This window comes from Ammoniphilus sp. YIM 78166 (genome assembly GCF_004522215.1).
GTDB lineage: Bacteria > Bacillota > Bacilli > Aneurinibacillales > RAOX-1 > YIM-78166.
Genome location: NZ_SDLR01000010.1, coordinates 42,015 through 64,467, shown reverse-complemented (window position 1 = coordinate 64,467; position 22,453 = coordinate 42,015). Strand labels below are relative to the sequence as shown.

The window sequence follows — 22,453 nt, the reverse complement described above, 5'->3', positions numbered from 1 at the left end:
CATGATCGCCATTATCGATTACGGCATGGGGAACTTGCACAGCGTCAGCAAGGCGATAGAGCGTCTGGGCTATGATTATGAAATTGTGGATTCACCTGAACAATTGTCGAAAGCCGACGGCGCCATTCTTCCAGGAGTGGGTGCGTTTGGCGATGCCATGCGCAATCTGAGAGAGCAAGGCTTCGTGGACGCCATTCGCGATTTTGCCGCTTCGGGCCGTCCGCTGTTTGGCATTTGCCTTGGGATGCAGCTGTTGTTTAGCGAAAGTGAAGAGCATGGACAAAACGAAGGACTTGCCATTTTTCCTGGTGTGGTTCGTCGTTTTCAAGGAGACTATAAAATTCCGCATATGGGCTGGAATCGATTGAACTTTTTGCAGCCTGACAGTGTCCTTGTGAAGGACGTAGAACAAGGCTATGCCTATTTTGTACACTCCTACTTCCTGGACCCGGCTACGACCGATCGTGATATCTTGATTGGGACCGCTGATTATTTTCAGGAAGTGCCAGCGATTATCGGTCGCAAAAACGTGTATGCCACTCAGTTCCACCCGGAAAAAAGCGGGGACGTGGGCATGAAGCTGTTGGACAATTTTGCAAAGCTGGTGAAGGAAGGTGTTAAGCATGGCTGAGTTTTTGATTTATCCTGCGATTGATATACGAGGCGGAAAGTGTGTCCGCTTGATTCAGGGAGACTACAACCAGGAAACGGTGTATGGAGATTCTCCGGTTGATATGGCGAAACAGTGGGAAGAGCAGGGAGCAGCATGGGTTCACTTGGTTGATCTGGACGGAGCCAAGGCTGGAGCGCCGGTGAATGATGAAGTGATTCTTGAGATTGCGCAATCCTTGAAGGTGCCTGTGCAAGTCGGCGGGGGAATCCGCAACATGGAGCAGGTAGCCCGTTACCTGGACGGTGGAGTTAGCCGCGTCATATTGGGGACATCAGCGATCCAAGACCGTCCGTTCGTGGAAGAAGCTTTGAAGCAATACGGCGGTTCGCGCATTGCGATCGGGATCGACGCCCGTAACGGATTCGTGGCAACTCATGGTTGGTTAGAGACTTCGGAGGTCAAAGCAGAGGTGCTCGCGCAGGAGTTGGCTAAAAAAGGAGCCGAAATTTTTATCTATACTGATATTGCTCGAGACGGAACGTTGCAAGGCCCGAATATTGCCGAGATCGTCGGCTTGGCTCGCGCGGCTGAAGTGCAGGTGATTGCTTCCGGTGGAGTGAGTGTCATGAATGATTTGCATAACCTGGCTCAATATGCCGCGGACGGCGTGTGCGGAGCGATCGTAGGTAAAGCCTTGTACACGGATCGAATCAAGTTAACGGACGCGGTCAAGGAAGTCGAGGTGAAGTAATGTGTTGACTAAACGAATTATCCCTTGCCTGGATGTGAAAGACGGGCGAGTGGTGAAAGGGGTCAGCTTCGTCAACCTGCGCGATGCAGGGGATCCGGTGGAGCTGGCTGAGCTATATAGCCAGGAGGGAGCCGATGAGCTCGTATTCCTCGACATTTCGGCTTCTCATGAAGGACGCCAGACGATGGTGGAAGTGATTCGGGAAACCGCAGGGAAAGTGACGATTCCGTTTACCGTAGGCGGCGGAATTAACAGCGTGGACGACATGCGCCGCGTGCTTCGTGCCGGAGCGGATAAAGTATCGGTGAACACGGCCGCAATTCTTCGTCCAGAGCTGATTCGGGAAGGGGCCGAAGTGTTTGGGTCCCAATGTATTGTTGTCGCGATCGATGCCAGACGCCGCGAAAACGGGGAAGGCTGGGAAGTTTTCACGCATGGCGGTCGAAAAGCGGCAGGATTAGATGCTGTAGAGTGGGCACGCCAAGCGGAGTCGCTGGGCGCAGGGGAAATCCTGTTGACCAGCATGAATTCGGACGGGCATAAGGACGGATTTGACCTCGGCCTGACCCGCGCGATCTCAGAGGCGGTGGGCATTCCGGTCATCGCTTCAGGGGGAGCAGGGAACGCTGAGCATTTCCTCGATGCGTTCACGGAAGGAAAAGCAGATGCAGGACTTGCCGCTTCCATCTTCCACTACAAGGAAGTTTCCATTGGCGAAGTGAAGACGCATCTGCGAGAAAAAGGAGTGGAAGTTCGGCTATGATCGATTGGGAAAAGATTAAATTTGATGAACGCGGATTAGTTCCGGCTATCGTACAGGACGCGCAAAGCAAAGAAGTGCTGATGATGGCGTATATGAATAAAGAATCTTTGCAGCGCACCATCGATTCCGGTGAAACCTGGTTCTGGAGCCGTTCTCGTGAGGAATACTGGCACAAAGGAGGAACCTCCGGCAACACGCAGAAGGTTGTCAGCATTTCGTTGGATTGCGATGGGGACACGCTGTTGGTTCGCGTCCAGCCGGCAGGCCCGGCTTGTCACCGCAATACCTATACGTGCTTTGATGCGATCCATGGTGAGCATGAGCCGTTGGAGGACCGTTTTGGAATCTTGGCGAGCTTGGAGCAGTTGATCGCGGAGCGTGATGCGGAACGCCCGGAAGGGGCGTATACCACGTACTTGTTTGAAAAAGGCGTGGACAAGATTTTGAAGAAGGTCGGCGAGGAAGCAAGTGAAGTGATCATTGCGGCGAAAAACCGCAACCATGATGAGCTTCGCTATGAAGCCAGCGATTTGCTCTACCACTTGCTTGTGCTGTTACGTGAGCAGCGCCTGCCGTTGGATGATGTTTTGAAGGAATTGGCTGCGAGACATAAGAAGTAAGAAAGAACCGCTGCAGGGGACGCAGCGGTTTTTTTGTGTAGATGGAAAAACTCCACTTAAACCGTATCATTTTCTGTCGGCTTGACCAGTAGATGGATTTTCCACCCTAGTCCCTCTCTCCATACTCGTTTGGCGCAAGATGCTAGGTTTCGAGACCACGCGAACTGCGATACCCCTCATTATTTTATCTGTACCTCTTTAGGTTTGACCCGGCTGGCTATGACCTGATCCAGCAACCCAGTAGTCAAATAAACACCAACTAGTACAATGAGGCCACCCCCAATCTGCGAAAGAGTGATTGTGTCCCCTAGAGCCAAGCTCAGCATGATCGTAAAGATAGGCACTAGATTCAAAAAGACACTCGCTTGGCTGGCCCCGATGACCCTAACGGACATATTCCAGAAAAGGTAGGAGGCAACGGAGGCAAAAAGGGACATGTACAGCATTCCCGAAACGGTCCAGACGCTCCACTCCGGAAGGCTAGCTTCTATGAACAACGCAAACGGAAGCAGCATCAGCATGCCGAAGAAGGAAGAAGCGGCTGTGGCGGTGATGGGTGGCAGGTCCACCTTTTTCCCGATAATGGAGTAAAAGGCCCACGCCAGTACAGCCACTAGCATCAGCAGGTCTCCTTTATTGAAACTCATAAGAATAATCTGGTCCAAGCTCCCTTTCGTCAAGAGAATGACAACGCCGAGGCAGGAGAGAAAAAAGCCTGCAATCTGAAGGTAAGAGATCCGTTCATACAAAAGAAAAAATGAGAAAATAACGACCACCGCGGGAATAAGAGCTTCCACAAATGCAGCATTCGTAGGGGAGGTATATTCAAGCGCAACATAACAGATGAGCGTGAATCCGACGACCCCAAGTCCCCCCATGAGAGACAAGGGTAGCCAATATCTCCGGATTAGGGACCATCTGGGCCTTTCGAAAAAATAGGCTAGCGGCACCAGAAAGATAAGGGCGATTCCCCAGCGAATGAGGGTAATCCAGAATGGAGAAATACTCACCACAATCAGTTTTCCAACTATGTAATTTCCAGCCCAAAAGAGATTGCATAAGGTTAATAATGTCCATGCCCAGCTTTTATTCATAACAGTATCGATTTCCTCTCCGTTTTCTCCATCCTATCAGTCTCTTTAGTTTCTAGCTATTCGCTATAGTGTAAGAAAATGAGGACCTCAGTGTAGATAAAATGACTAAAAATAGCTGAATAATCGTGAACAAAATGGGTGATGTTACTTTTGATGAGGAGCCGAGACCAATGAGTGATCCCGATGCGAAAGTAAAAGCAGCTTATGATCTATTAAGCAAAGCCAATGACCAAATGGTACAAGTATGGATCGCCGAGATTGTATTTACATGGAGATGGTGGATCGGATTGGGTTTGACGATTATACCTTGGGTGATCTGGATTCTGTTCAGGAAAAAGGAAAGTACTTGGCGTTTGATGTGTGCGGGATTCGCCGTCATCATCATGTCCTCATGGGGGGACTTTATCGGGATTTCTACAGGTTCTTGGTATTATAAGTGGGAAGTGATCCCCACCATTCCAACCTATTTGCCCTACGATTTTACCCTCCTGCCGGTGATGGTCATGTTCTTCTTGCAATATAAACCTGATATGAACCCCTTGAGTAAAGCGGTTGTATTTGCAGCCATTGTTGCTTTTATGGGGGAGCGATTTTTTATCTGGCTGGATGTCTATGAACCTAAAGGCTGGAAGCATATTTACTCGTTCCCGATTTTTATCATCATTTACCTAATCGCTCATTACATCTGTACAAGGAAGTTCTATGAGAAGATTTAAAGGGCCTCATCACCAAGCCATGCGCCGGGTGAGAAGCCCTTTTTAGTATTTTTACAGCTTTTCTTTGCTCAAGGTCATCAGAAGGCTAAAGCACATCAGAACGACAATCAGAGTGAAAGGTAAGGCGGCGACCAGGGAAGCGGTTTGCAGCCCGCTCAGTCCGCTGCTCAGAATCAATACGGCTGCTATCGCAGCAATGAGAATCCCCCAGATCATTTTCACGGATGTATGCGGATTCAGATTTCCTTTAGAGGTCATCATGCCAAGGACAAAGGTGGCGGAGTCCGCCGAAGTGACCAGAAAGGTCATGATCAAAATCAGGGAAAATACGGACAGCCAGAATCCCAGCGGCAAGTTCTCCAGCATCAGGAAAAAGGCGGCGGTTTTATCTTGATGAACGGCTTCCGCAATCGGCAGATCGCGGAACACTTCCATATGCAGGGCTGTTCCGCCGAAGACCGCCATCCACACGATCGCCACAAGTGGGGGAACAAACATGACGCCGAATACGAATTCCCGTATCGTTCTCCCCCTGGAGATCCGGGCGATAAACGCTCCCACGAAGGGGGCCCAGGAAATGGCCCAAGCCCAGTAAAGAACGGTCCAATCCATGGTCCAGGTATTCCCGTCATAAGGGGAAAGATTGAAGCTCATGCCTGTAAAATTGGCGATGTAATCGCCAAGTCCCACGGTAAAGCTATTGAGAATGAACACGGACGGTCCGAGGAACAGCACGAACAGCATGAGGGCGAAGGTCATTCCTAGATTCAGGTTGCTGAGAATTTTGATTCCCTTCTTTAATCCCGTCGTTGCTGACAGCAGGTAGAAGCCTAGCAGAATTGCAATAACAGTGAGCTGCAGGTAGGCTGTATTCGGAAGGCCGAATACTTGATTCATGCCCCCGCTGATCTGAAGAATTCCCATCCCTAGCGATGCGGCAACGCCCATGACGGTAGAGATGACAGACAAGATATCGATTGAATTCCCTAGGAATCCTTGAGAACGCTTACCGATAAGCGGGCGAAAAGACGAGCTGATGAGTCCGGTATAGTTCTTCCGGAATTGGAAGTAGGCTAAAGCAAGTCCTACGACGGTAAATACCGCCCACTGATGGATTCCCCAATGGAACATGGCGTAATTCATCGCAGTTCTGGCCGCTTGGGGAGACTGAGCTTCAATCCCCGGTATCGGCTGGTAATAATGGGTCATGGGTTCAGCGACTCCCCAAAATACGAGGCCGACCCCAAATCCGGCGCTGAATAGCATGCCGATCCAGCTGAAGTAAGAGAATTCGGGCAGGTCATGATCTTTTCCGAGCTTGATCGTGCCGTAGCGGCTTAAGGCCAGGTAAAGGGAGAAGCCCATGAAGAATACCGTAGCCAACAAGTAAAACCAACCGTAAGTATGGGTCGTGTAGCTAAACATCACTTCCGCTTGAAGCGCAAGGTGTTCCGGCGAGATCACCCCCCACATGACAAATAGGATCAAGATGATCAGCGACACCCAGAATACAGTGCCTAGTCGTGATGTTGACGAAGTCAGCGGCCGGGTGGCCGAGGGTGTAGTTAAAGTTGAGACTGAGGTTTCTGATTGCTGGTTCATTTGCCTCTCCTCTCCGTTACGTTCAGTTTTGATATATCTTAAATCCCTTGATCAATCGGAGGGGATTAGGGGTTCTGGCGCTTCCCGGTTCAGCATCATCCCGTTCATCCACAGCTTCATGCTCAAATCCAGCAGGAATAGATCCTCCGGATCTTCCAATGATCGGCCTGTCAGGGATTCGATTTTTCGGAGGCGATAGAGCAGGGATTGCCTATGGAGGCTAAGTGCCCGGGAGGTTTGGCTCACATTGCCCTGGTTGCGAATATAAGCGATCAGGGTATGGGCCAGATCCAGCCCTCTCTGCTGGTCATAGTCGATTAAAGCACCAATTGTGGACAGGGTTAGCTCCTGGATTTCGGGATTGCTGGAAAGACTCAGTAGCGCACGGTAAATACCGGTGTTGGCATAAGTGCTGCGCTGCCCGGGACCTTTTTGCCGCGTGCCGATTTCCAGGGCTACGCGCGCATCGTTGTAGCTTTCCGAAAAGGTTCGGACCCCGGCATGATTCTCCCCGATCCCCCATGACATGATCAAATCAGGGCAGGTGACTTGAACTCGGGTGTCGATCCGATCCAGAAACTGTTTCACGGTCTCGTTCACTTGCTCCATGGGCACCTCAAGATAGAGAATGTACCGGTTTTGGTGAAAGGTTGCCATGATGAGCCGATTAAGGGATTGGGCAGCTTTAGTGAACTGCTCTTCCATCGAGCGAACGGTCTGCTGGTGCCATTGATCATAAGAACCATGTGCAGGACTTTTCTTTTGGTACAAGGTCTCCAAATTTTCCGGCTGACCCAGTATGCAGACATAGGGGCAGTTGACGTTCATATCGAGGGATTTGGCTCGGGAAAGTACGGTATCCCAGGAATCCATCTCGCCCTTGGCTAAACTCCAGACAAAATCGTCGCGCAATCGTAGCTCCGTTTCCTGTATGGCGTTTTCCCTTTGGAACCAAAGGGCTGCTGCCGTCACCGCATGCTCCAGGACATATTCTTCACCGCCGGCATAGAAGGCATCAATGGTGGTACCGGAACCAAAGGAAAGAAGCAGATAGCCATGGGTCCGATTGGCGGTTTGGATGGACAGCCGGATGGCCGATGCATCCAATTGCTTGAACCATGAGGAATCTCTTTCGTTTCGCACTTCCTGTAGAAGGTGCCCCTGGGCTTGCTCGGCCAAGGATCCGGCGTCATGGCTTTTCCCTTTAATGAGGCCGTCCTTATCCATAATCAAGACGGGGAGTCCGACTTCTTCCCGGATCGCCTGGGCCGCATCGGATAGTGAGGCCCCTTGAAGAAACAGGTTCAGCAGCTTTTTCTGGAGTTCTTCCGAACGCTCTAGAGTAGAACGCTTCCACTGGTTCAATTTGCTCAACACCTCATGGGTAATGTCAGCGAAGCGGACCTCCCATGGAATCTCGATTAAGGGAAACTGATGTTCTTCGGCAAAGTCTATAACTTCCTTTGGAATTTCAAGCACGTGTCGGCCGGTGGCGATGGCTAAAGCAGCAGCATCCGATTCCATCACATCCTGGACAAACTTTTTGAAGATTTTCTTATCATGGTTGCAGCCGATGGCTGTCGTCAAGACGAGTTCATTTTTCCGAACAAAATTCTCTACTGGGATTTCGATGACCGATATGGACTCTACCGGACGCTGGTCTATGGCAGTTTTACCCGCCAATAGTTTGGCTAGTCCCATTACTTCGATATCCAGTGCATCTTTCAGTGTAAATGTCATGTGTCCCCCTAAGGTTGTAAGTGAAACTTCCTCCAGTGTACTACAAGAATGGGGTTTTTCTCTTTTTTTAAAATTTTCCAACATACGGTTGGGTCGCTCGCAGATGGGTATCCGTGTTGACATTGCATCCGCTGATAATGACGGCAATGTGCCCGCCAGGCTTGGCTACATTCCTCTTTAACAGGGCTCCGATGCCGACCGCTGCAGCGCCTTCCACAACCATTCGGTGGGCTTCTAGCATGTAAGCCATTCCCTCGGCAATCGTTTCTTCAGGGATCAGAATGGAGTGATCGACGTACTGGCGAACCATCGGAAAGGTGTACTGATTATTCAATCCGATTCCCCCGAGTAGGCTGTCTGCCAAGGTGTCCCGCTCTTCCATTACCACGGGCCTGCCTGCTTTGAGACTTTCATGCATCACCGCACCATGTTCCATGGAGACACCAATTACCTGAATGGCTGGATCATTGGACTTTAAGGCTAAGCCAACCCCGGCGTGCAAGCCTCCCCCGGATAAGCCGCCGATGACCAGATCGACTTCAGGGAGCTCCTCTAGGATTTCCAAGCCCATGGTTCCCTGGCCGGCGATGATATGAGGATCGTCGAAGGGCGGGATGACGGTTAGCCCCTCTTCCTCTTGCAGATGGAAGCAGTGTTCGCCTGCAGCATCCTGGCTTTCCCCAACAATCGCAAGCTCGGCCCCCCAGCGGCGGATCGCATCGACTTTGGCCTTTGGCACTCGCTTGGAGATGCAGACCACAGCTGGAATGCCGAGCTTCTGGGCTACATAAGCCACCGCTTGTCCGTGGTTTCCCGTCGAGAAGGTGGTTACGCCCCGTTTTTGCTCTTGCGGGGTAAGGCTTAAGATCTTGTTTGCCGCTCCTCTTACTTTAAAGGCACCGATGTCATGCATATTTTCAAGTTTTAGATAAACGGATGCCTGAGCCATTTCGGATAGCTTGTGCGAAAAGATCAGCGGCGTCTTCTTTACAATTGGCGCGATTCGCTTTCGCGCCTTCCACACATCTCGAAGGGTAGGCGTGAACTGATTCATTTTGTTTCCTCCCAATGAAACCCAAACTGAAAGTTTCTTTAAATTGTAAGAATAACACGAATTATAGTGCAGAAATTGACGAACCGTCAATTATTCAAAATGACTACAATTCTGAAAAAATCTTCATACATTTTTGCGGATGCTTCGGTTAGGGGAGAGAAGGTAATATTGCCTTACAAGCAAGCTGAGTCGACGAAAAGGGGAGTTGCAATGTTATCATTTGACATTTTGGAATATAGAGAAAGATTAAGAAAAACGAAGCAAAAGATGCAAGAGCAAGGGATTGACGTCTTGTTGGTAACCGACCCTGCCAATATGAATTACTTGTCTGGATATGATGGCTGGTCCTTTTATGTACATCAAATGCTGATCGTCATAGCTGATGAGGAACAGCCTTTCTGGATCGGCAGGGGGCAGGATGCGAATGCGGCTAAGGTCACCACTTGGCTGACCAAAGATAACATTATTCCTTATACCGACGAGTATGTTCAATCGACCACGAAGCACCCGATGGATTTCGTCTCCGATATCTTAAAGCAAATCGGCCAGGCAAACCGAAACATCGGCGTAGAAATGGATACGTACTACTTTACCGGCAAGTGCTACACCAGCTTGATCAAGGGACTGCCGAATGCCCGATTCCTAGATGCCACTTCGCTCGTGAACTGGGTCCGAATCGTAAAATCGGATCAGGAAATTGATTATATCCGAAAAGCTGCAAAAATCGTGGAAAATGCGATGCGAATCGGCATTGATATGATTCAAGAAGGAGTGAGGGAGTGCGATGTGGTGGCTGAAATCTACCGCACGCAAATTCGGGGAACCGACTTCTACGGAGGCGATTACCCGGCGATTGTGCCCCTTTTGCCGGCGGGAGAAAAGACCTCTACGCCCCATCTGACTTGGACCGATCAGCGCTATAAGCAAGGGGAACCGGTAATCCTGGAGCTGGCTGGATGCTATAAGCGTTATCATGCTCCGCTAGCCCGAACCATGGTGATCGGCGAGCCCACAGAGCTTATGAAGGATTTGGGCAAGGTGGTAAGCGAAGGCCTCAATGCCGCGCTAGACGTTGTCAAACCTGGCGTCACGTGTGAAGAGGTGGAGCTGGCTTGGCGAAACTCGATCGCGAAGAGCGGTTTTAGCAAAGATTCCCGCATTGGCTATGCGATGGGCTTGAATTACCCGCCGGATTGGGGCGAACATACGGCAAGCTTCCGCCCGGGAGACCGAACCATTCTCCAGCCGAATATGACTTTCCATATGATTCCTGGAGTTTGGCTGGATAGCTGTGGAGTGGAAATTAGCGAGTCCTTCCGGGTTACGGAACAGGGATGCGAAGTGTTCGCGAATTTTCCGCGGGAACTGATCATTAAGAAGGACGAGCCGGAGATTCCAGAGCCGCAAGCAGGATAAGGAAAGGAGGAACCGCCGATGATTATCTTTCAGGAAAAAGAAATTCGCCGACATGTTGAGCTGAATTTGGAGTCCATTCGGGTCGTAGCTGAGGGGTTTACCTCTTTGGCTCAAGGTAAGGTGACCCTGCCGCCGATCATGCGAGTGGATATCCCAGAGCATCACGGAGAAGTGGATGTGAAAACGGCCTATATTCAAGGTTTGGATAAATTTGCAATTAAAATGTCTTCCGGTTTCTTCCATAACTATCAATTAGGACTCCCCAGCTTGAGCGGCATGATGATCCTATTCAGTACCGAAACGGGGATTCCCCAGTCGGTCCTTCTGGATAATGGCTATCTGACAGACGTAAGGACCGCAGCGGCTGGAGCCGTAGCGGCAAGCTATCTGGCCAAAGAAAAGCTGGATACGGTAGGGGTCATTGGAGCGGGAGCGCAAGCCCGCTACCAGATGGTGGCGCTTAAGCAAGTTCGAGATTTCCGGCGCATTCGAGTGTATGCGCCAACGGCAAGCAAAGTGGAGCAATATGTAAAGGACATGGAGGCCCGACTCGGTGTTGAGGTGATTGCCGTACCGAGTGCGGAGGCGGTCGTCAAGGAAAGCGAGCTCGTGGTAACGACCACGCCCTCCACTTCGCCCATTATCAAGGCGGAATGGCTTCATCCCGGCCTGCATATTACGGCGATGGGATCGGATGCGGAGCATAAGCAAGAGCTGGAAGCCCAAGTCTTGAGCAAGGCCGATCTTCTGGTCTGCGATGTCAAATCCCAATGCTTTCGCCTGGGAGAGCTGCATTATGGATTGGAGCAGGGAACCATCTCGCAAGCAAGCGATATTATCGAGCTCGGCGAGGTCACGGCAGGCCATAAAGCGGGCCGCGTTCATGACGGCCAAATTACAATTTGTGATTTAACGGGTACGGGTGTACAGGATACAGCCATTGCCCTCTATGCGTATAACGCCTTAGTGGCACAGCAGGCAGGAATACAATTCGATAACTAATAACAGAAGAGGAGAGTGTGGAAGATGGCAAAGAACTTCGATAAAGCAAATGTAGGAACAAAAACGGTATGGGCAGGCGAGCAGGATTATTTGGTGCATGGGGCAACTCAGGTTCCCGTTGTAGTTAGTGTTGCTTACGGCTACGATGACATGGATGAATGGTACGACGTCGCGACAGAAAAGAAGAAAGGGCATATCTACGGGCGCAACACCAATCCGACGGTTCAAGCTCTTGAAGACAAAATCAAGATTCTTGAAGGATCGGAAGATGCGACCAGCTTTTCGACCGGAATGGCGGCAATCAGCAACACCCTCTATACGTTCTTGAGACCGGGAGATCGCATTGTTTCGATTAAAGATACGTATGGCGGAACCAATAAGATCTTTACCGAATTCCTTCCGCAGATGGGAATAGAAGTTGTATTGTGCGAAACCGGAAACCACGAGGCCATCGCAGCAGAAGTAGCGAAAGGCTGCAAGATCCTTTACTTGGAGACACCAACGAATCCGACGGTGAAAATTACAGATATCGAAGCCATGGCAAAAGCCGGACACGAAGTAGGAGCCCTCGTGGTTGTAGATAATACGTTCGCGACTCCGATTAACCAGAATCCGCTGCAATTGGGTGCAGACCTGGTCATCCATAGCGCTACGAAGTTCTTAGGCGGACATGCGGACGCGCTGGGCGGATTAGTTTGCGGAGACCACAAGCTAGTCAAGCAAATCTATCACTATCGTGAAATCAATGGAGCCACGATGGATCCGTGGGCTGCCTACTTAATCCTTAGAGGAATGAAAACCTTGAAGCTTCGCGTCCTTCAGCAAGCGAAAAGCGCGATGGAAATCGCGAAGTATCTGCAAACGAAAGAGCTGGTTGAAGCGGTGTACTACCCTGGTTTAGAAACGCATGTCAACCACGATATCGCGAAAAAGCAAATGCGCGGATTTGGCGGCATGCTCAGCTTTGAAGTCAAGGGCGGCATGGATTCTGTAAGACACTTTTTGCCGAAGCTCCAGTACGCCAACCGTGCAGCGAATTTGGGAGCGGTTGAGACCACCTACGGCCCTGCCCGTACGACGAGCCACGTAGAATGTACGCCAGAAGAGCGCAAAGCGGTAGGAATTGCTGAAGGATTGGTACGTCTGGCTGTAGGGATCGAGGATACCGAGGATTTGATTGCTGACCTGGAGCAGGCATTCGCGTACTTAGAAGCGCAGCTGCAAGTGGCTGTAACCGAAGAAAACTAAGTTGAAAACGAGGGGCGGCTGCCAACTGCTGCCCCTTATAATCCAGGCAGAGGTGAAGAAACATTGGCAACGCTTTATGATTCCATTGCAGAAAAGGCACAGGAACTCTCAGGAAAAGTCGCGGAATGGCGGCAACAGCTCCACAGCCATCCGGAGCTTAGCTATCAGGAATACCGTACATCGCAGTTTGTGGCCGATATTTTGAAAACGATTCCCGGAATGGCCGTTGAAACCGGAGTTGGCTACCCGACCGCGGTGGTCGGAACGTTGTCCGCAGGGGTTGGACCGACGATTGCGCTTCGGGCCGATATGGATGCCTTGCCGATTATGGAAGAGAACCAAACTCCCTATCGTTCGCAGCAGGAAGGGGTTATGCACGCTTGCGGTCATGATGCGCATACCTCGATTTTACTCGGTGTGGCCCACGTCCTGGCAGAAAGGTTTGAACGCCAAGAGTTAACAGGGACAGTGAAATTCATTTTTCAGCCTGCCGAAGAGTCGACGGATGAGAATGGCTTAACCGGAGCGGTGCATATGATCCGTGCGGGCGTTTTAGACGGGGTGGATTGTGCCATCGCCCTTCACATGAGTCCGGAAAATCCAGTGGGTGAAATTCAGGTGAATGCCGGCTATAGTATGGCGAATGTCGATGTATTCGATGCCAAGATATTCGGTACGGGAGGCCATGGAGCCTACCCTCATTTGGGTACCGACCCCATTTGGATGCTCGGCCCGGTTCTCCAAGCCCTTCATGGCATCGTATCGAGAAAAGTGTCTCCGCTGGATGCAGCTGTTGTCAGTGTGGGGCAGATTCATGCGGGATCTGCGAGCAATATCATTCCTTCTGAAGTGACGGTTCAAGGAACGCTTCGCAGCTATACCCCTGAGGTAAGGGAACAGCTCATCACAGAAGTGGAGAAAGTTTTTTCCTTAGTGGATATTCTGGGCGGAAGCTATACCTTCCACGCGCAGCGGGGAGAGCCAGCTTTAAAAAATGATGAGACCGTAAATGAGTGGATCAAGCAAACCCTTCAAGACCTGTATCCGGACTGCCGACTGGTGCATACCCCATTTGGGCTGGGGGGAGAAGATTTTGCCTATATGGCCCAAAGGGTGCCGGCCGCGATGTTTTTCCTGGGATGTGCCTTGCCGGACGGAATCAAGAGAGAGCTGCACACGCCAATTTTTGATATTGATGAGAGATGCTTGCCGATGGGAGTCACCATTCTGGCAGAGATCGCCAAGCGGTTTCTTGAAGGGCAATATCAATTAAAGAAATAGAAAGAGAAGGGAGCGGACGAAAGATGCCACACAAGATTGCACTGCTGGGGTTTGGAGTGGTCGGACAAGGGCTAGTGGAGATTCTTCGCGACAAAGGCGAAGCACTTCAAGCCGAATGCGGATTTGACGCTAAGGTGGTAGCCATTGCAGACCTAATGAAAGGATCGATTTACGATCCGGAAGGCTTAAACTTGAATGACGCCTTAAAGGCAGTAAAAGAGACGGGAACATTGGATGCTTATCCGGATACTCCCGGCTTGATCCGAGGATGGGACAGCTTCCGGACCATCCGGGAAAGCAATGCGGATACGATTGTGGAGATCACATTTACGGATGTGAAGACGGGCCAGCCGGCTATCGACCATTGCCGCGCCGCCTTCGAAAGCGGAAAGAACGTGGTAATGAGCAATAAAGGGCCGGTTGCCCTTGCTTATCAGGAATTATCCCAATTGGCGAAGAAGCACGAGGTCCGCTGGGGCTATGAAGGAACCGTGATGAGCGGAACCCCTGCGCTCCGGATGCCGATTACCACGTTGGCCGGAAACGAGATTCAGGTAATCGTCGGGATCCTCAACGGAACGACTAACTACATCCTGACTAAGATGGAAGAAGGCTTAACCTATGAGGCGGCCTTGAAGCAAGCGCAAGAGCTGGGCTACGCCGAAGCCGATCCGACCAGCGATGTGGAAGGCTATGATGCGCAGTACAAAGTGGTGATTCTGGCGAATGTGGTGATGAATGTACCGCTGAAGCGGGAAGATGTGGCTTGCGAGGGGATCAGTCACCTGACGCCTAGAGATATCGAATGGGCCCAAGCGGAAGGGAAACGCTGGAAGCTGTTAGCCAGAATAAGCAAGGACGGAGACAAGGTGATCGCCAAAGTAGGGCCAGAAGCGATTCCGATGACGGATCCGCTGGCAGGAATTATGGGCGCAACCAATGCCGTGACCTACCAATGCGACTTGGCCGGCCCGATTACGCTTGTCGGAGCAGGCGCGGGCCGTACGGAAACTGGATTTTCCTTATTGATTGATTTGATCAACATTCATCGTCAGCAACTTTAACCAGGAAGGCGGGAGAGGGATGGTTATATCCGTGAGAACAAAGGTACAAGGCAAACAAATGCACATAGCTGGAAAATGGGTGAGCAGCGAGCGCGTCATCGAAGTTCGCGATCCACAGGATAACAGCCTGATCGATACGGTTCCGGCAGCGACAGCCGAGGAGATGGCGAAGGCGATTGAGGCGGCCAAAGAGGGCGTGAAGATTGCTGCTGAGATGCCGGTTCACCAACGAATCGCAATTCTGAACAAGACTGCAGATATCATCGAGCGCCGCAAGGAAGAGTATGCCACCACGATTGCCCGCGAAGGCAGCAAAACGATCCGCGAAGCCCGCAAAGAGGTGACCCGCTGCATCGAGACCATTCGGATCAGCGCGGAAGAGGCGAGACGGATTCATGGCGAAACGATTCCGTTTGACCAGATGCCGGGAAGCGAGAACCGGATGGGGTACTATTACCGTTTTCCGATTGGGCTGATTGCCGCAATCACGCCATTCAATGACCCCCTCAACCTAGTCGCCCACAAAGTAGGGCCGGCCATTGCTTCAGGAAATGCGATCATCGTCAAGCCGGCAACGGTCACCCCACTAAGCGCTATTTTGCTGGCCGAAGCCTTGCTGGAAGCGGGTCTTCCGCCACAGGTGCTCACGGTCATTACAGGGAATGGAAGCGAGATTGGGGATGTTTTGGTTACCCATCCGGCTGTACGCATGATTTCCTTTACGGGGGGCTCGCAAGCAGGCTTGGATATCAGTCGCAAAGCCGGATTAAAAAAGATCGGAATGGAGCTGGGCTCCAACTCGCCGGTGATCGTGCTAGCCGATGCGGATTTGGAAGAAGCGGTAGAATCGACCGTTTCCGGAGCGTTCTGGGCAGCCGGGCAGAATTGCTTGGGCGTGCAGCGCGTGTATATTGAGGAAAGCATCTTCGATACATTCAAGGACAAGTTTACGGCCCGCACGAAGCAATACCGCACAGGGGATAAGCTTTCGGAATGGACCGACATGGGGCCGATGATTACGGAAAAAGAAGCGATTCGCGTAGAAACGTGGGTGAATGAAGCCATTGAAAAAGGAGCTACGCTGATTTGCGGCGGAGAGCGCAACGGCGCCTTCTATTCCCCTACGGTGCTGGCCGATTTGCCGGAAGATTGCACGCTAGCCAAGGAAGAAGTGTTTGGCCCAGTCGTGATGCTGTACCCGGTGTCGGATTTAGAGGCTGCGATTCAGCAGTCGAATAGCGCGGATTATGGATTGCAGGCCGGGATCTTTACCAGCAATCTGGAAAAAGCTTTCTCTGCGATTAAACACTTAGAAGTAGGCGGAGTGATGATTAATGACAGTACGGATTATCGGATCGATGCGATGCCGTTTGGCGGAGTGAAGGGCTCCGGGCTTGGCCGCGAAGGCATTCAATTTGCCATCCATGAGATGACAGAACCGAAAGTCGTTTGCTTTAAACTGCCTAAATAATAAAAATAAGGATTACAGCGAGGAGAGGAGGAGGAACAGCTTTTGTTCCTCCGCTCGAGACATAAGGAGGATAAGAAGATGATTGAAGTTGGAACGGTAATGGTAAAGCGCGGTATGGCAGAAATGCAGAAGGGCGGCGTGATCATGGATGTGGTCAATGCCGAGCAAGCAAGAATCGCCGAGGCGGCAGGAGCTGTAGCGGTGATGGCGCTTGAGCGAGTCCCTTCCGACATTCGGGCGGCAGGTGGAGTGGCCCGCATGGCGGACCCGACGATTGTGGAAGAAGTGGTGAAAGCCGTTTCGATCCCGGTTATGGCGAAGGCTCGCATTGGCCATTTCGTTGAGGCCAAGGTGCTCGAATCTCTAGGCGTAGACTATATCGATGAAAGCGAAGTCCTGACGCCGGCAGATGAGGTTTTCCATATCAATAAAAAAGCATTCACCGTCCCTTTTGTATGCGGTGCGCGAGATATCGGAGAAGCGTTGCGCCGAATCGGAGAAGGGGCATCTATGATCCGCACCAAAGGGGAGCCGGGCACCGGCAATATCGTGGAAGCGGTCCGCCATCAGCGCATGATGCAAAGCCAGATCCGCAAGATCCAATCCATGGCCTATGACGAGCTAATGGCCGAAGCCAAGAATCTTGGGGCTCCTTATGAGCTGGTCGAGTATATCCACAGGAACGGAAAGTTGCCAGTCGTGAACTTTGCCGCAGGAGGGGTCGCTACTCCGGCAGACGCCGCTTTGATGATGCACTTGGGCTCCGATGGGGTGTTCGTAGGTTCCGGGATCTTCAAGTCGGAAAACCCTGAAAAATTCGCCCGCTCCATTGTGGCGGCGACGACCCACTATGAGGACTATGATCTGATTGCCAAATTATCCACCAACTTGGGTAATCCTATGAAGGGGATTGAAATCTCGACTTTGCTGGAAAACGAAAAAATGGCGGTTAGAGGCTGGTAATCGAAAAGTTGGGCAGAAAATCTAACAATTATAGTATATGCAAAAGTATATACTGGTATATTTATCCTTGTGATAGATCACAAAGTGCAGAAGATATTGGTTTGGGAGGCAAAGGGCATGGCTCTTTTTGAAGTGGCAGAATATCGTAAAAGAATGAATCAAACCAAGCAAAGAATGGCCGAACAGGGCATCGACGTCTTACTAGTGACCGATCCGGCCAACATGAATTATCTCTCCGGATATGACGGCTGGTCGTTTTATGTTCATCAATTGCTGATCGTGCGATTGGATGAAGAGCAGCCGACTTGGGTTGGAAGGGGGATGGATGCAACCGCGGCGGTTGCGACCGCGTGGATCGACTCCGACCATATCGTCGCTTACCCTGATGATTACGTGCACAACACGGTGAAGCATCCCATGGATTATGTGGCGCAGCTGTTGGACAGCAGGGGACAAGGGAATAAAACCATCGCGGTAGAGATGGATGCCTATTATTTCACGGCTCAATGCTATGAAAGCCTCAAGCAGGGCTTGCAGAACGCCCAGTTCAAGAATGGGACCAACCTTGTGAATTGGGTTCGGATCGTGAAGTCAGACCAAGAGATTGTTTATATGAAGAGAGCGGCCAAAATCGTAGAAAACGCCATGCGCATCGGGATCGAATCGATTGAAGAGGGGATCCGGGAGTGTGATGTGGTGGCGAAAATCTACCATGCCCAAATCAGCGGAACGGAAAGCTATGGCGGAGACTATCCGGCGATTGTTCCGCTTCTGCCTTCCGGAGAAAAAACCAATACCCCTCACTTGACTTGGACGGACCAGAAATATCGCAAGGGCGATCCGGTGATCTTGGAGCTGGCCGGCTGCCACCAGCGCTACCATTCTCCGTTGGCGAGAACGGTGGTCATCGGGGAACCGGAACAAAAAATCAAGGATTTGGCGGAAGTAGTCATCGAAGGAATTGAGGCAGCTTTAGCTGCGGTCAAGCCTGGAGCGACGTGTGAGGAAGTGGAGCTGGCTTGGAGAACATCCATTGAAAAGAGCGGCTTCAAAAAAGATTCTCGCATTGGCTACTCCACAGGGGTGAACTATCCCCCGGATTGGGGCGAGCATACGGCGAGCATCAGGCCTGGAGATCGAACGATCCTTCAGCCGAATATGACGTTCCACATGATTCCTGGAATCTGGCTGGACAAGTATGGGGTGGAAATCAGCGAAACGTTCCGCGTGACGGAAACCGGCTGCGAAACGCTAGCGAACTTCCCTAGGCAATTGTTCATCAAATAAAGGAGCGGGAAGATATGGTCTATAGAGCTAGGAAAGGCCAAGTCAGTTATGGGGAAGCGATTGGCATCCTCATGCTCGAAACCTATGCGCCATTTATCCCCGGAGATGTAGGCAATGCCTCGACGTACAGCTTCCCGGTTCGGTACCAGACCGTCAAGGATTTTACCGTAGACCGGTTGTTCAGCAAGGACATGTCCTTGCTGGACGCGGTGAAGCAAGCCGGCGAGCAGCTTGTCGCGGACGGAGTCAAAGCCATTACAGGAGATTGCGGGTATATGGCTCTGTTCCAGCGGGAACTGGCAGAGCATCTGGAAGTGCCGGTGTTCATGTCAAGCCTTCTCCAAGTGCCGTTCATCTCCCGCATGCTTCGTGCGGAGGAAAAGGTGGGGATCCTATGCGCCAGTTCCCAAGTCCTTGATTCGACACTGCTCAACGCCGTGGGGATCCATCCAGGGATCGGCATCCGTGTGAAGGGGCTGCAGGATCAGCCCCATTTCTACTCCGCGGCGCTGGCAGAGGAAGGTTTTTTGAATTCCATCGAGATCGAAAAAGAAGTCGTAGCAGTTGCCAAGCAAATGGTAGAAGAAGACCCCTTAGTCCAAGCGATTCTGCTTGAATGCAGCATGCTACCGCCGTATGCCGAGGCTGTACAGAAAGCGGTTAACCTTCCGGTATTTGATTACATCACCATGATCAATTATGTCTATTCCGCCGTGGTAAAGAAGAGGTATGCCGGATTCATGTGAGTCGAAGAAAAAATAGGGGGAATTTGAAAAATGAAGAAATATACTGCTAAATCCACATTGTTGACGCTCTTTTCCGCTCTGATGGTTTTCACCACGGCATGTTCTTCCGGTTCAACGGGTAGCACAGCGAAGCCGGCTGAGGGCGCGGGCGGTAATGAAACCATCACGGTTCGCATGGTGCATGAAGAGATTCCTGGAAGCGTTCAAGACCAATACGCGCAAAAGTTTAAAGAAGTATTGGAGCAGAAATCAAACGGAAAATTCAAGGTGGAGATTTATCCGGTCGGTCAATTGGGGGATGCGACCCAGCAGGCTGAGCTATTGCAGAATGGAGGAGTCGAGTTTGCCATTACTTCCCCGGGAACGACAGGTACGCTAGTTCCGGAAAACCAATTGTTTTCTCTGCACTTTCTATTTTCTGAAGATATGGAATTGAACAAGAAAATACTAAATGAAAGCAAAGCCTTGAATGAAGAGCTGAACAAGATCTATGAAGAGAAGAACATTAAGGTATTAAGCTATTGGACGGAAGGGTTCATGGACTGGACCAGCAGTAAGCCGGTGGATACCCCGGAAGGCTTTAAAGGCTTGAAGATGAGAACCATGGCCTCTCCTATGATTGTAGCGGCTTATGAAGCCTATGGAGCCAATCCAACCCCCGTTCCTTATATGGAAGTGTACAGCGGACTGCAGCTGAACATGATCGAGGGTCAGGAAAACCCGATGTTCGCTATTGAGGAAATGAAGTTTTATGAGGTGCAGAAATACCTGACGCTTTCCCATCACTGCTTGTATGTCACAAGCACAGCGGTTAATCCGCAGTTCTTCGACTCTTTGTCACCCGAGGATCAGCAGGTCGTATTGGATACGGTAGATGCCTTAAAAGATCATTCCTTTGATATCCAAGAAAAATTGAACAATGAAAGATTGGAAAAGATCAAGGCAGCAAGTGACATTCAGATCGTGACCCTTACGGATGAACAGCGCGCAGCGTTCAAGGAAGCGAGCCAAGCGGCCCGTGCCAAGTATGTCAGCCTAGCTGGTGACCGCGGGGATGCCATCCTCAAGCAGCTGGAAGAAGAAATCGCGGCGATTATCAAGAAATAGCGATGGAGAGGCTTGAACCAAAGGGGGGATCCCTTTGGTTCGAAACGTCTCTCGGCAACGTTGATAAAAGGGGGACAACTCTAATATGAAGCTTCTCAAATGGATCGATAGACTCATTATGAACATAGAAGAGAAGATATTAAGCTACTCCATTCTCCTCATGGCGTTTATCTTAATCGGAAATGTCATCAGCCGGACATTTTTTAACTATAGCTGGCATTTTGCAGAGGAGGCGGGCCAGTTTCTGGTGATTGCCATCACGTTTATCGGGATTAGCTATGGAGCTCGGAAAGGAAGGCATATCAGCATGACTGCCGTCATCGACCTTTCTCCTCCCAAAATCCAAAAAGCCCTCATTCTCATCATTTCCGCTGTCACCTCTGTCACTTTGTTTTATTTGGCCATTTTAGGTATCGAGTACACGCTCAAGGTGGAGGCCTTAGGAAGGGTCACGCCAGCGTTGCGGGTTCCCATGTATCTCGTCGTGATGTTCATACCGATTGGGTTTATTCTAGGAGGCATTCAATATGCCCGAAACTTTTGGATAAACCTGAAAGCAAAGCCTGCACTGACCGATGAGACTGCGTCAGACCGCAATATGCAACAGGTTATTTAATACTAGGGGAGGAAAAAACCGATGGTCTTAACCCTCATGTCCGTCATGGTCCTGCTGTTAGTTATGGGCTTCCCCATGATGATGCCGATGATCGTATCGCCGCTGATTGTCTTAAAGCAATATTATCCGAATATGGATCCCATGATGATGACCCAACAGCTCTACGCTGGGGTGTCCCCTTTTGTCCTGCTTGCCGTTCCCATGTTCATTTTTGCCGCCGATATCATGGCCACTGGCCAGACGGCCAACCGCCTGCTGGATTTTGTGGGGCGCTTTGTGGGGCATATCCGGGGAGGATACGCGATTACGACAGCCGCGACTTGCACCTTATTCGGAGCCATATCCGGTTCCGCCCAGGCGACGGTAGTGGCTGTGGGAAAGCCGATGCGCTCTAAGCTGTTGAGCAATGGCTATAAAGACTCTGCCGCCATGGCTTTGATCGTGAATGCTGCTGATGTTGCCCTTCTGATTCCCCCCAGCATCGGCATGATTATGTATGCGGTGGTGACTGGCACTTCCGTAGGGGAGATGTTTATTGCCGGGATTTTGCCGGGACTGGTCGTTCTCCTGTTTTTTTCCGTTTACAGCTATTTCTATGCCAAAGCCAAAAATCTTCCGCAGCAGCCGAAAGCCACGTGGAAGGAACGCTGGACCTCCAGCAAAAGAGCGCTGCTGCCTCTTGGATTTCCCGTCATTATTATAGGAGGAATATATACTGGTCAATTCAGCCCGACTGAAGCGGCTGCCATTTCTGTTCTCTATGCGATTATTTTAGAGATATTCATCTTTAAGACCGTGAAGCCCAAAGACTTACAGGGCATCGCCCTATCCAGCGGTCTCGTCACGGCGGCTGTCTTCATCCTGGTAGCCGGCGGTTCCGCGTTCTCTTGGGTCATCTCGTATGCCAAGATTCCTGAGATGATTACTTCCAGTGTGCTTGGAGCGGATCCTTCCGCTTTAGCCATTTTAATCACGGTCACGATCTTCTTTTTTATCGGCTGCATGTTCGTCGATCAGATTGTGGTCATCATGGTGCTAACGCCTATCTTTTTCCCCGTTGCGATGCAAGCAGGAATTGACCCGGTCGTACTGGGCATTATCATTACTCTGCAGGCGGCTATCGGGGCATCCACCCCGCCTTTCGGCTGTGATATCTTTACGGCTTGCGCTGTGTTCAACAAGCCTTACCTCGAGGTTGTGAGAGGGACTCCTCCTTTCATTCTCATGCTGATTGCAGTTTCAGTCCTATTCATTGCTTTTCCGGATGCGATCTTGTTTTACCGTTACTTCATGTAACGG

At 50.9% G+C, this 22,453-nt stretch carries 21 protein-coding genes; 17 read left to right on the top strand and 4 right to left on the bottom strand.

The genetic code is table 11. The features are described from left to right. The first annotated feature begins 1 nt into the window (after nucleotide 1). Genes hisH through hisIE form a run of 4 tightly spaced genes read left to right on the top strand, consistent with a single transcriptional unit; the run spans nucleotide 2 to nucleotide 2,747 of the window. Nucleotides 2-631 carry an imidazole glycerol phosphate synthase subunit HisH gene (gene hisH, locus EIZ58_RS29090; protein WP_134704492.1) on the top strand — a complete coding sequence of 210 codons (630 nt, stop codon included), beginning with the start codon at nucleotides 2-4 and terminating at the stop codon, nucleotides 629-631. Next, a complete protein-coding gene (gene hisA / locus EIZ58_RS29085) occupies nucleotides 624-1,364 on the top strand; it encodes a 1-(5-phosphoribosyl)-5-[(5-phosphoribosylamino)methylideneamino]imidazole-4-carboxamide isomerase (RefSeq protein WP_134704491.1) in 741 nt (246 codons plus the stop codon). Before hisH ends, hisA begins: the two co-directional genes overlap by 8 nt. Nucleotide 1,365: 1 nt before the next feature. Continuing rightward, the gene (hisF, locus tag EIZ58_RS29080) at nucleotides 1,366-2,127 is read left to right on the top strand and encodes an imidazole glycerol phosphate synthase subunit HisF (RefSeq protein ID WP_134704490.1); all 762 of its coding nucleotides are present in this window, start codon (nucleotides 1,366-1,368) and stop codon (nucleotides 2,125-2,127) included. Then, entirely contained in the window at nucleotides 2,124-2,747 is a 624-nt protein-coding gene (gene hisIE / locus EIZ58_RS29075; RefSeq protein ID WP_134704489.1) for a bifunctional phosphoribosyl-AMP cyclohydrolase/phosphoribosyl-ATP diphosphatase HisIE, read from the top strand. The genes hisF and hisIE overlap by 4 nt, the downstream gene beginning before the upstream one ends. Nucleotides 2,748-2,926: 179 nt before the next feature. Here the strand turns inward: hisIE and EIZ58_RS29070 are convergent, their stop codons facing one another. Continuing rightward, nucleotides 2,927-3,841 carry a DMT family transporter gene (locus tag EIZ58_RS29070; RefSeq protein WP_134704488.1) on the bottom strand — a complete coding sequence of 305 codons (915 nt, stop codon included), beginning with the start codon at nucleotides 3,839-3,841 and terminating at the stop codon, nucleotides 2,927-2,929. Between the two features lie 170 nt (nucleotides 3,842-4,011). On the opposite strand from EIZ58_RS29070, the gene EIZ58_RS29065 reads away from it, so the two are divergent. Further along, nucleotides 4,012-4,557 carry a CBO0543 family protein gene (locus EIZ58_RS29065; protein WP_134704487.1) on the top strand — a complete coding sequence of 182 codons (546 nt, stop codon included), beginning with the start codon at nucleotides 4,012-4,014 and terminating at the stop codon, nucleotides 4,555-4,557. A gap of 51 nt (nucleotides 4,558-4,608) precedes the next feature. Here the strand turns inward: EIZ58_RS29065 and EIZ58_RS29060 are convergent, their stop codons facing one another. The 3 genes from EIZ58_RS29060 to eutB all read right to left on the bottom strand — a co-directional run bounded on the left by EIZ58_RS29060 (nucleotide 4,609) and on the right by eutB (nucleotide 8,953). Next, on the bottom strand, nucleotides 4,609-6,159 hold the full coding sequence (locus tag EIZ58_RS29060) for a BCCT family transporter (RefSeq protein WP_134704486.1): 1,551 nt from the start codon (nucleotides 6,157-6,159) through the stop codon (nucleotides 4,609-4,611). A 51-nt stretch (nucleotides 6,160-6,210) separates the two neighbouring features. Next, on the bottom strand, nucleotides 6,211-7,899 hold the full coding sequence (locus EIZ58_RS29055) for a PucR family transcriptional regulator (RefSeq protein ID WP_134704485.1): 1,689 nt from the start codon (nucleotides 7,897-7,899) through the stop codon (nucleotides 6,211-6,213). A 67-nt stretch (nucleotides 7,900-7,966) separates the two neighbouring features. Further along, nucleotides 7,967-8,953 carry a hydroxyectoine utilization dehydratase EutB gene (gene eutB, locus EIZ58_RS29050; RefSeq protein WP_134704484.1) on the bottom strand — a complete coding sequence of 329 codons (987 nt, stop codon included), beginning with the start codon at nucleotides 8,951-8,953 and terminating at the stop codon, nucleotides 7,967-7,969. A 210-nt stretch (nucleotides 8,954-9,163) separates the two neighbouring features. Between eutB and EIZ58_RS29045 the strand changes: the two genes are divergently transcribed. The 12 genes from EIZ58_RS29045 (at nucleotide 9,164) to EIZ58_RS28990 (ending at nucleotide 22,450) form a co-directional block, all read left to right on the top strand. Then, entirely contained in the window at nucleotides 9,164-10,369 is a 1,206-nt protein-coding gene (locus EIZ58_RS29045) for a M24 family metallopeptidase (protein WP_134704483.1), read from the top strand. Nucleotides 10,370-10,387: 18 nt separating this feature from the next. Further along, entirely contained in the window at nucleotides 10,388-11,371 is a 984-nt protein-coding gene (locus tag EIZ58_RS29040; protein ID WP_134704482.1) for a cyclodeaminase, read from the top strand. A 24-nt stretch (nucleotides 11,372-11,395) separates the two neighbouring features. Next, on the top strand, nucleotides 11,396-12,619 hold the full coding sequence (locus tag EIZ58_RS29035) for a cystathionine gamma-synthase family protein (protein WP_134704481.1): 1,224 nt from the start codon (nucleotides 11,396-11,398) through the stop codon (nucleotides 12,617-12,619). 63 nt (nucleotides 12,620-12,682) lie between these two features. Then, nucleotides 12,683-13,900, top strand: a complete 1,218-nt coding sequence (locus tag EIZ58_RS29030; protein WP_205672397.1) for a M20 metallopeptidase family protein — start codon at nucleotides 12,683-12,685, stop codon at nucleotides 13,898-13,900. 23 nt (nucleotides 13,901-13,923) lie between these two features. Then, nucleotides 13,924-14,964 (top strand): homoserine dehydrogenase, encoded by a 1,041-nt coding sequence (locus EIZ58_RS29025; protein ID WP_134704480.1) that lies wholly within the window; start codon nucleotides 13,924-13,926, stop codon nucleotides 14,962-14,964. Between the two features lie 19 nt (nucleotides 14,965-14,983). Next, nucleotides 14,984-16,435 (top strand): aldehyde dehydrogenase family protein, encoded by a 1,452-nt coding sequence (locus tag EIZ58_RS29020; protein WP_240689452.1) that lies wholly within the window; start codon nucleotides 14,984-14,986, stop codon nucleotides 16,433-16,435. Nucleotides 16,436-16,513: 78 nt separating this feature from the next. Beyond that, on the top strand, nucleotides 16,514-17,398 hold the full coding sequence (gene pdxS, locus EIZ58_RS29015; RefSeq protein WP_205672399.1) for a pyridoxal 5'-phosphate synthase lyase subunit PdxS: 885 nt from the start codon (nucleotides 16,514-16,516) through the stop codon (nucleotides 17,396-17,398). A gap of 117 nt (nucleotides 17,399-17,515) precedes the next feature. Continuing rightward, entirely contained in the window at nucleotides 17,516-18,685 is a 1,170-nt protein-coding gene (locus EIZ58_RS29010; protein WP_134704478.1) for a M24 family metallopeptidase, read from the top strand. 14 nt (nucleotides 18,686-18,699) lie between these two features. After that, nucleotides 18,700-19,431, top strand: a complete 732-nt coding sequence (locus EIZ58_RS29005; protein WP_134704477.1) for an aspartate/glutamate racemase family protein — start codon at nucleotides 18,700-18,702, stop codon at nucleotides 19,429-19,431. Nucleotides 19,432-19,461: 30 nt separating this feature from the next. Next, entirely contained in the window at nucleotides 19,462-20,538 is a 1,077-nt protein-coding gene (locus EIZ58_RS29000; protein WP_134704476.1) for a TRAP transporter substrate-binding protein, read from the top strand. A gap of 85 nt (nucleotides 20,539-20,623) precedes the next feature. After that, complete coding sequence (locus tag EIZ58_RS28995) at nucleotides 20,624-21,154, top strand: TRAP transporter small permease (protein ID WP_134704475.1); 531 nt, start codon at nucleotides 20,624-20,626, stop codon at nucleotides 21,152-21,154. A 21-nt stretch (nucleotides 21,155-21,175) separates the two neighbouring features. Beyond that, nucleotides 21,176-22,450 (top strand): TRAP transporter large permease, encoded by a 1,275-nt coding sequence (locus EIZ58_RS28990; protein WP_134704474.1) that lies wholly within the window; start codon nucleotides 21,176-21,178, stop codon nucleotides 22,448-22,450. Nucleotides 22,451-22,453 lie beyond the last annotated feature (3 nt).

Excerpts from the sequence above, each read along its gene's own strand:
- hisH (WP_134704492.1), top strand. The coding sequence starts at position 2 with ATGATCGCCATTATCGATTACGGCATGGGGAACTTGCACAGCGTCAGC.
- hisA (WP_134704491.1), top strand. The coding sequence starts at position 624 with ATGGCTGAGTTTTTGATTTATCCTGCGATTGATATACGAGGCGGAAAG.
- hisIE (WP_134704489.1), top strand. The coding sequence starts at position 2,124 with ATGATCGATTGGGAAAAGATTAAATTTGATGAACGCGGATTAGTTCCG.
- EIZ58_RS29070 (WP_134704488.1), bottom strand. The coding sequence starts at position 3,841 with ATGAATAAAAGCTGGGCATGGACATTATTAACCTTATGCAATCTCTTT.
- EIZ58_RS29065 (WP_134704487.1), top strand. The coding sequence starts at position 4,012 with ATGAGTGATCCCGATGCGAAAGTAAAAGCAGCTTATGATCTATTAAGC.
- EIZ58_RS29060 (WP_134704486.1), bottom strand. The coding sequence starts at position 6,159 with ATGAACCAGCAATCAGAAACCTCAGTCTCAACTTTAACTACACCCTCG.
- EIZ58_RS29055 (WP_134704485.1), bottom strand. The coding sequence starts at position 7,899 with ATGACATTTACACTGAAAGATGCACTGGATATCGAAGTAATGGGACTA.
- eutB (WP_134704484.1), bottom strand. The coding sequence starts at position 8,953 with ATGAATCAGTTCACGCCTACCCTTCGAGATGTGTGGAAGGCGCGAAAG.
- EIZ58_RS29045 (WP_134704483.1), top strand. The coding sequence starts at position 9,164 with ATGTTATCATTTGACATTTTGGAATATAGAGAAAGATTAAGAAAAACG.
- EIZ58_RS29040 (WP_134704482.1), top strand. The coding sequence starts at position 10,388 with ATGATTATCTTTCAGGAAAAAGAAATTCGCCGACATGTTGAGCTGAAT.
- EIZ58_RS29035 (WP_134704481.1), top strand. The coding sequence starts at position 11,396 with ATGGCAAAGAACTTCGATAAAGCAAATGTAGGAACAAAAACGGTATGG.
- EIZ58_RS29025 (WP_134704480.1), top strand. The coding sequence starts at position 13,924 with ATGCCACACAAGATTGCACTGCTGGGGTTTGGAGTGGTCGGACAAGGG.
- EIZ58_RS29020 (WP_240689452.1), top strand. The coding sequence starts at position 14,984 with ATGGTTATATCCGTGAGAACAAAGGTACAAGGCAAACAAATGCACATA.
- pdxS (WP_205672399.1), top strand. The coding sequence starts at position 16,514 with ATGATTGAAGTTGGAACGGTAATGGTAAAGCGCGGTATGGCAGAAATG.
- EIZ58_RS29010 (WP_134704478.1), top strand. The coding sequence starts at position 17,516 with ATGGCTCTTTTTGAAGTGGCAGAATATCGTAAAAGAATGAATCAAACC.
- EIZ58_RS29005 (WP_134704477.1), top strand. The coding sequence starts at position 18,700 with ATGGTCTATAGAGCTAGGAAAGGCCAAGTCAGTTATGGGGAAGCGATT.
- EIZ58_RS29000 (WP_134704476.1), top strand. The coding sequence starts at position 19,462 with ATGAAGAAATATACTGCTAAATCCACATTGTTGACGCTCTTTTCCGCT.
- EIZ58_RS28995 (WP_134704475.1), top strand. The coding sequence starts at position 20,624 with ATGAAGCTTCTCAAATGGATCGATAGACTCATTATGAACATAGAAGAG.
- EIZ58_RS28990 (WP_134704474.1), top strand. The coding sequence starts at position 21,176 with ATGGTCTTAACCCTCATGTCCGTCATGGTCCTGCTGTTAGTTATGGGC.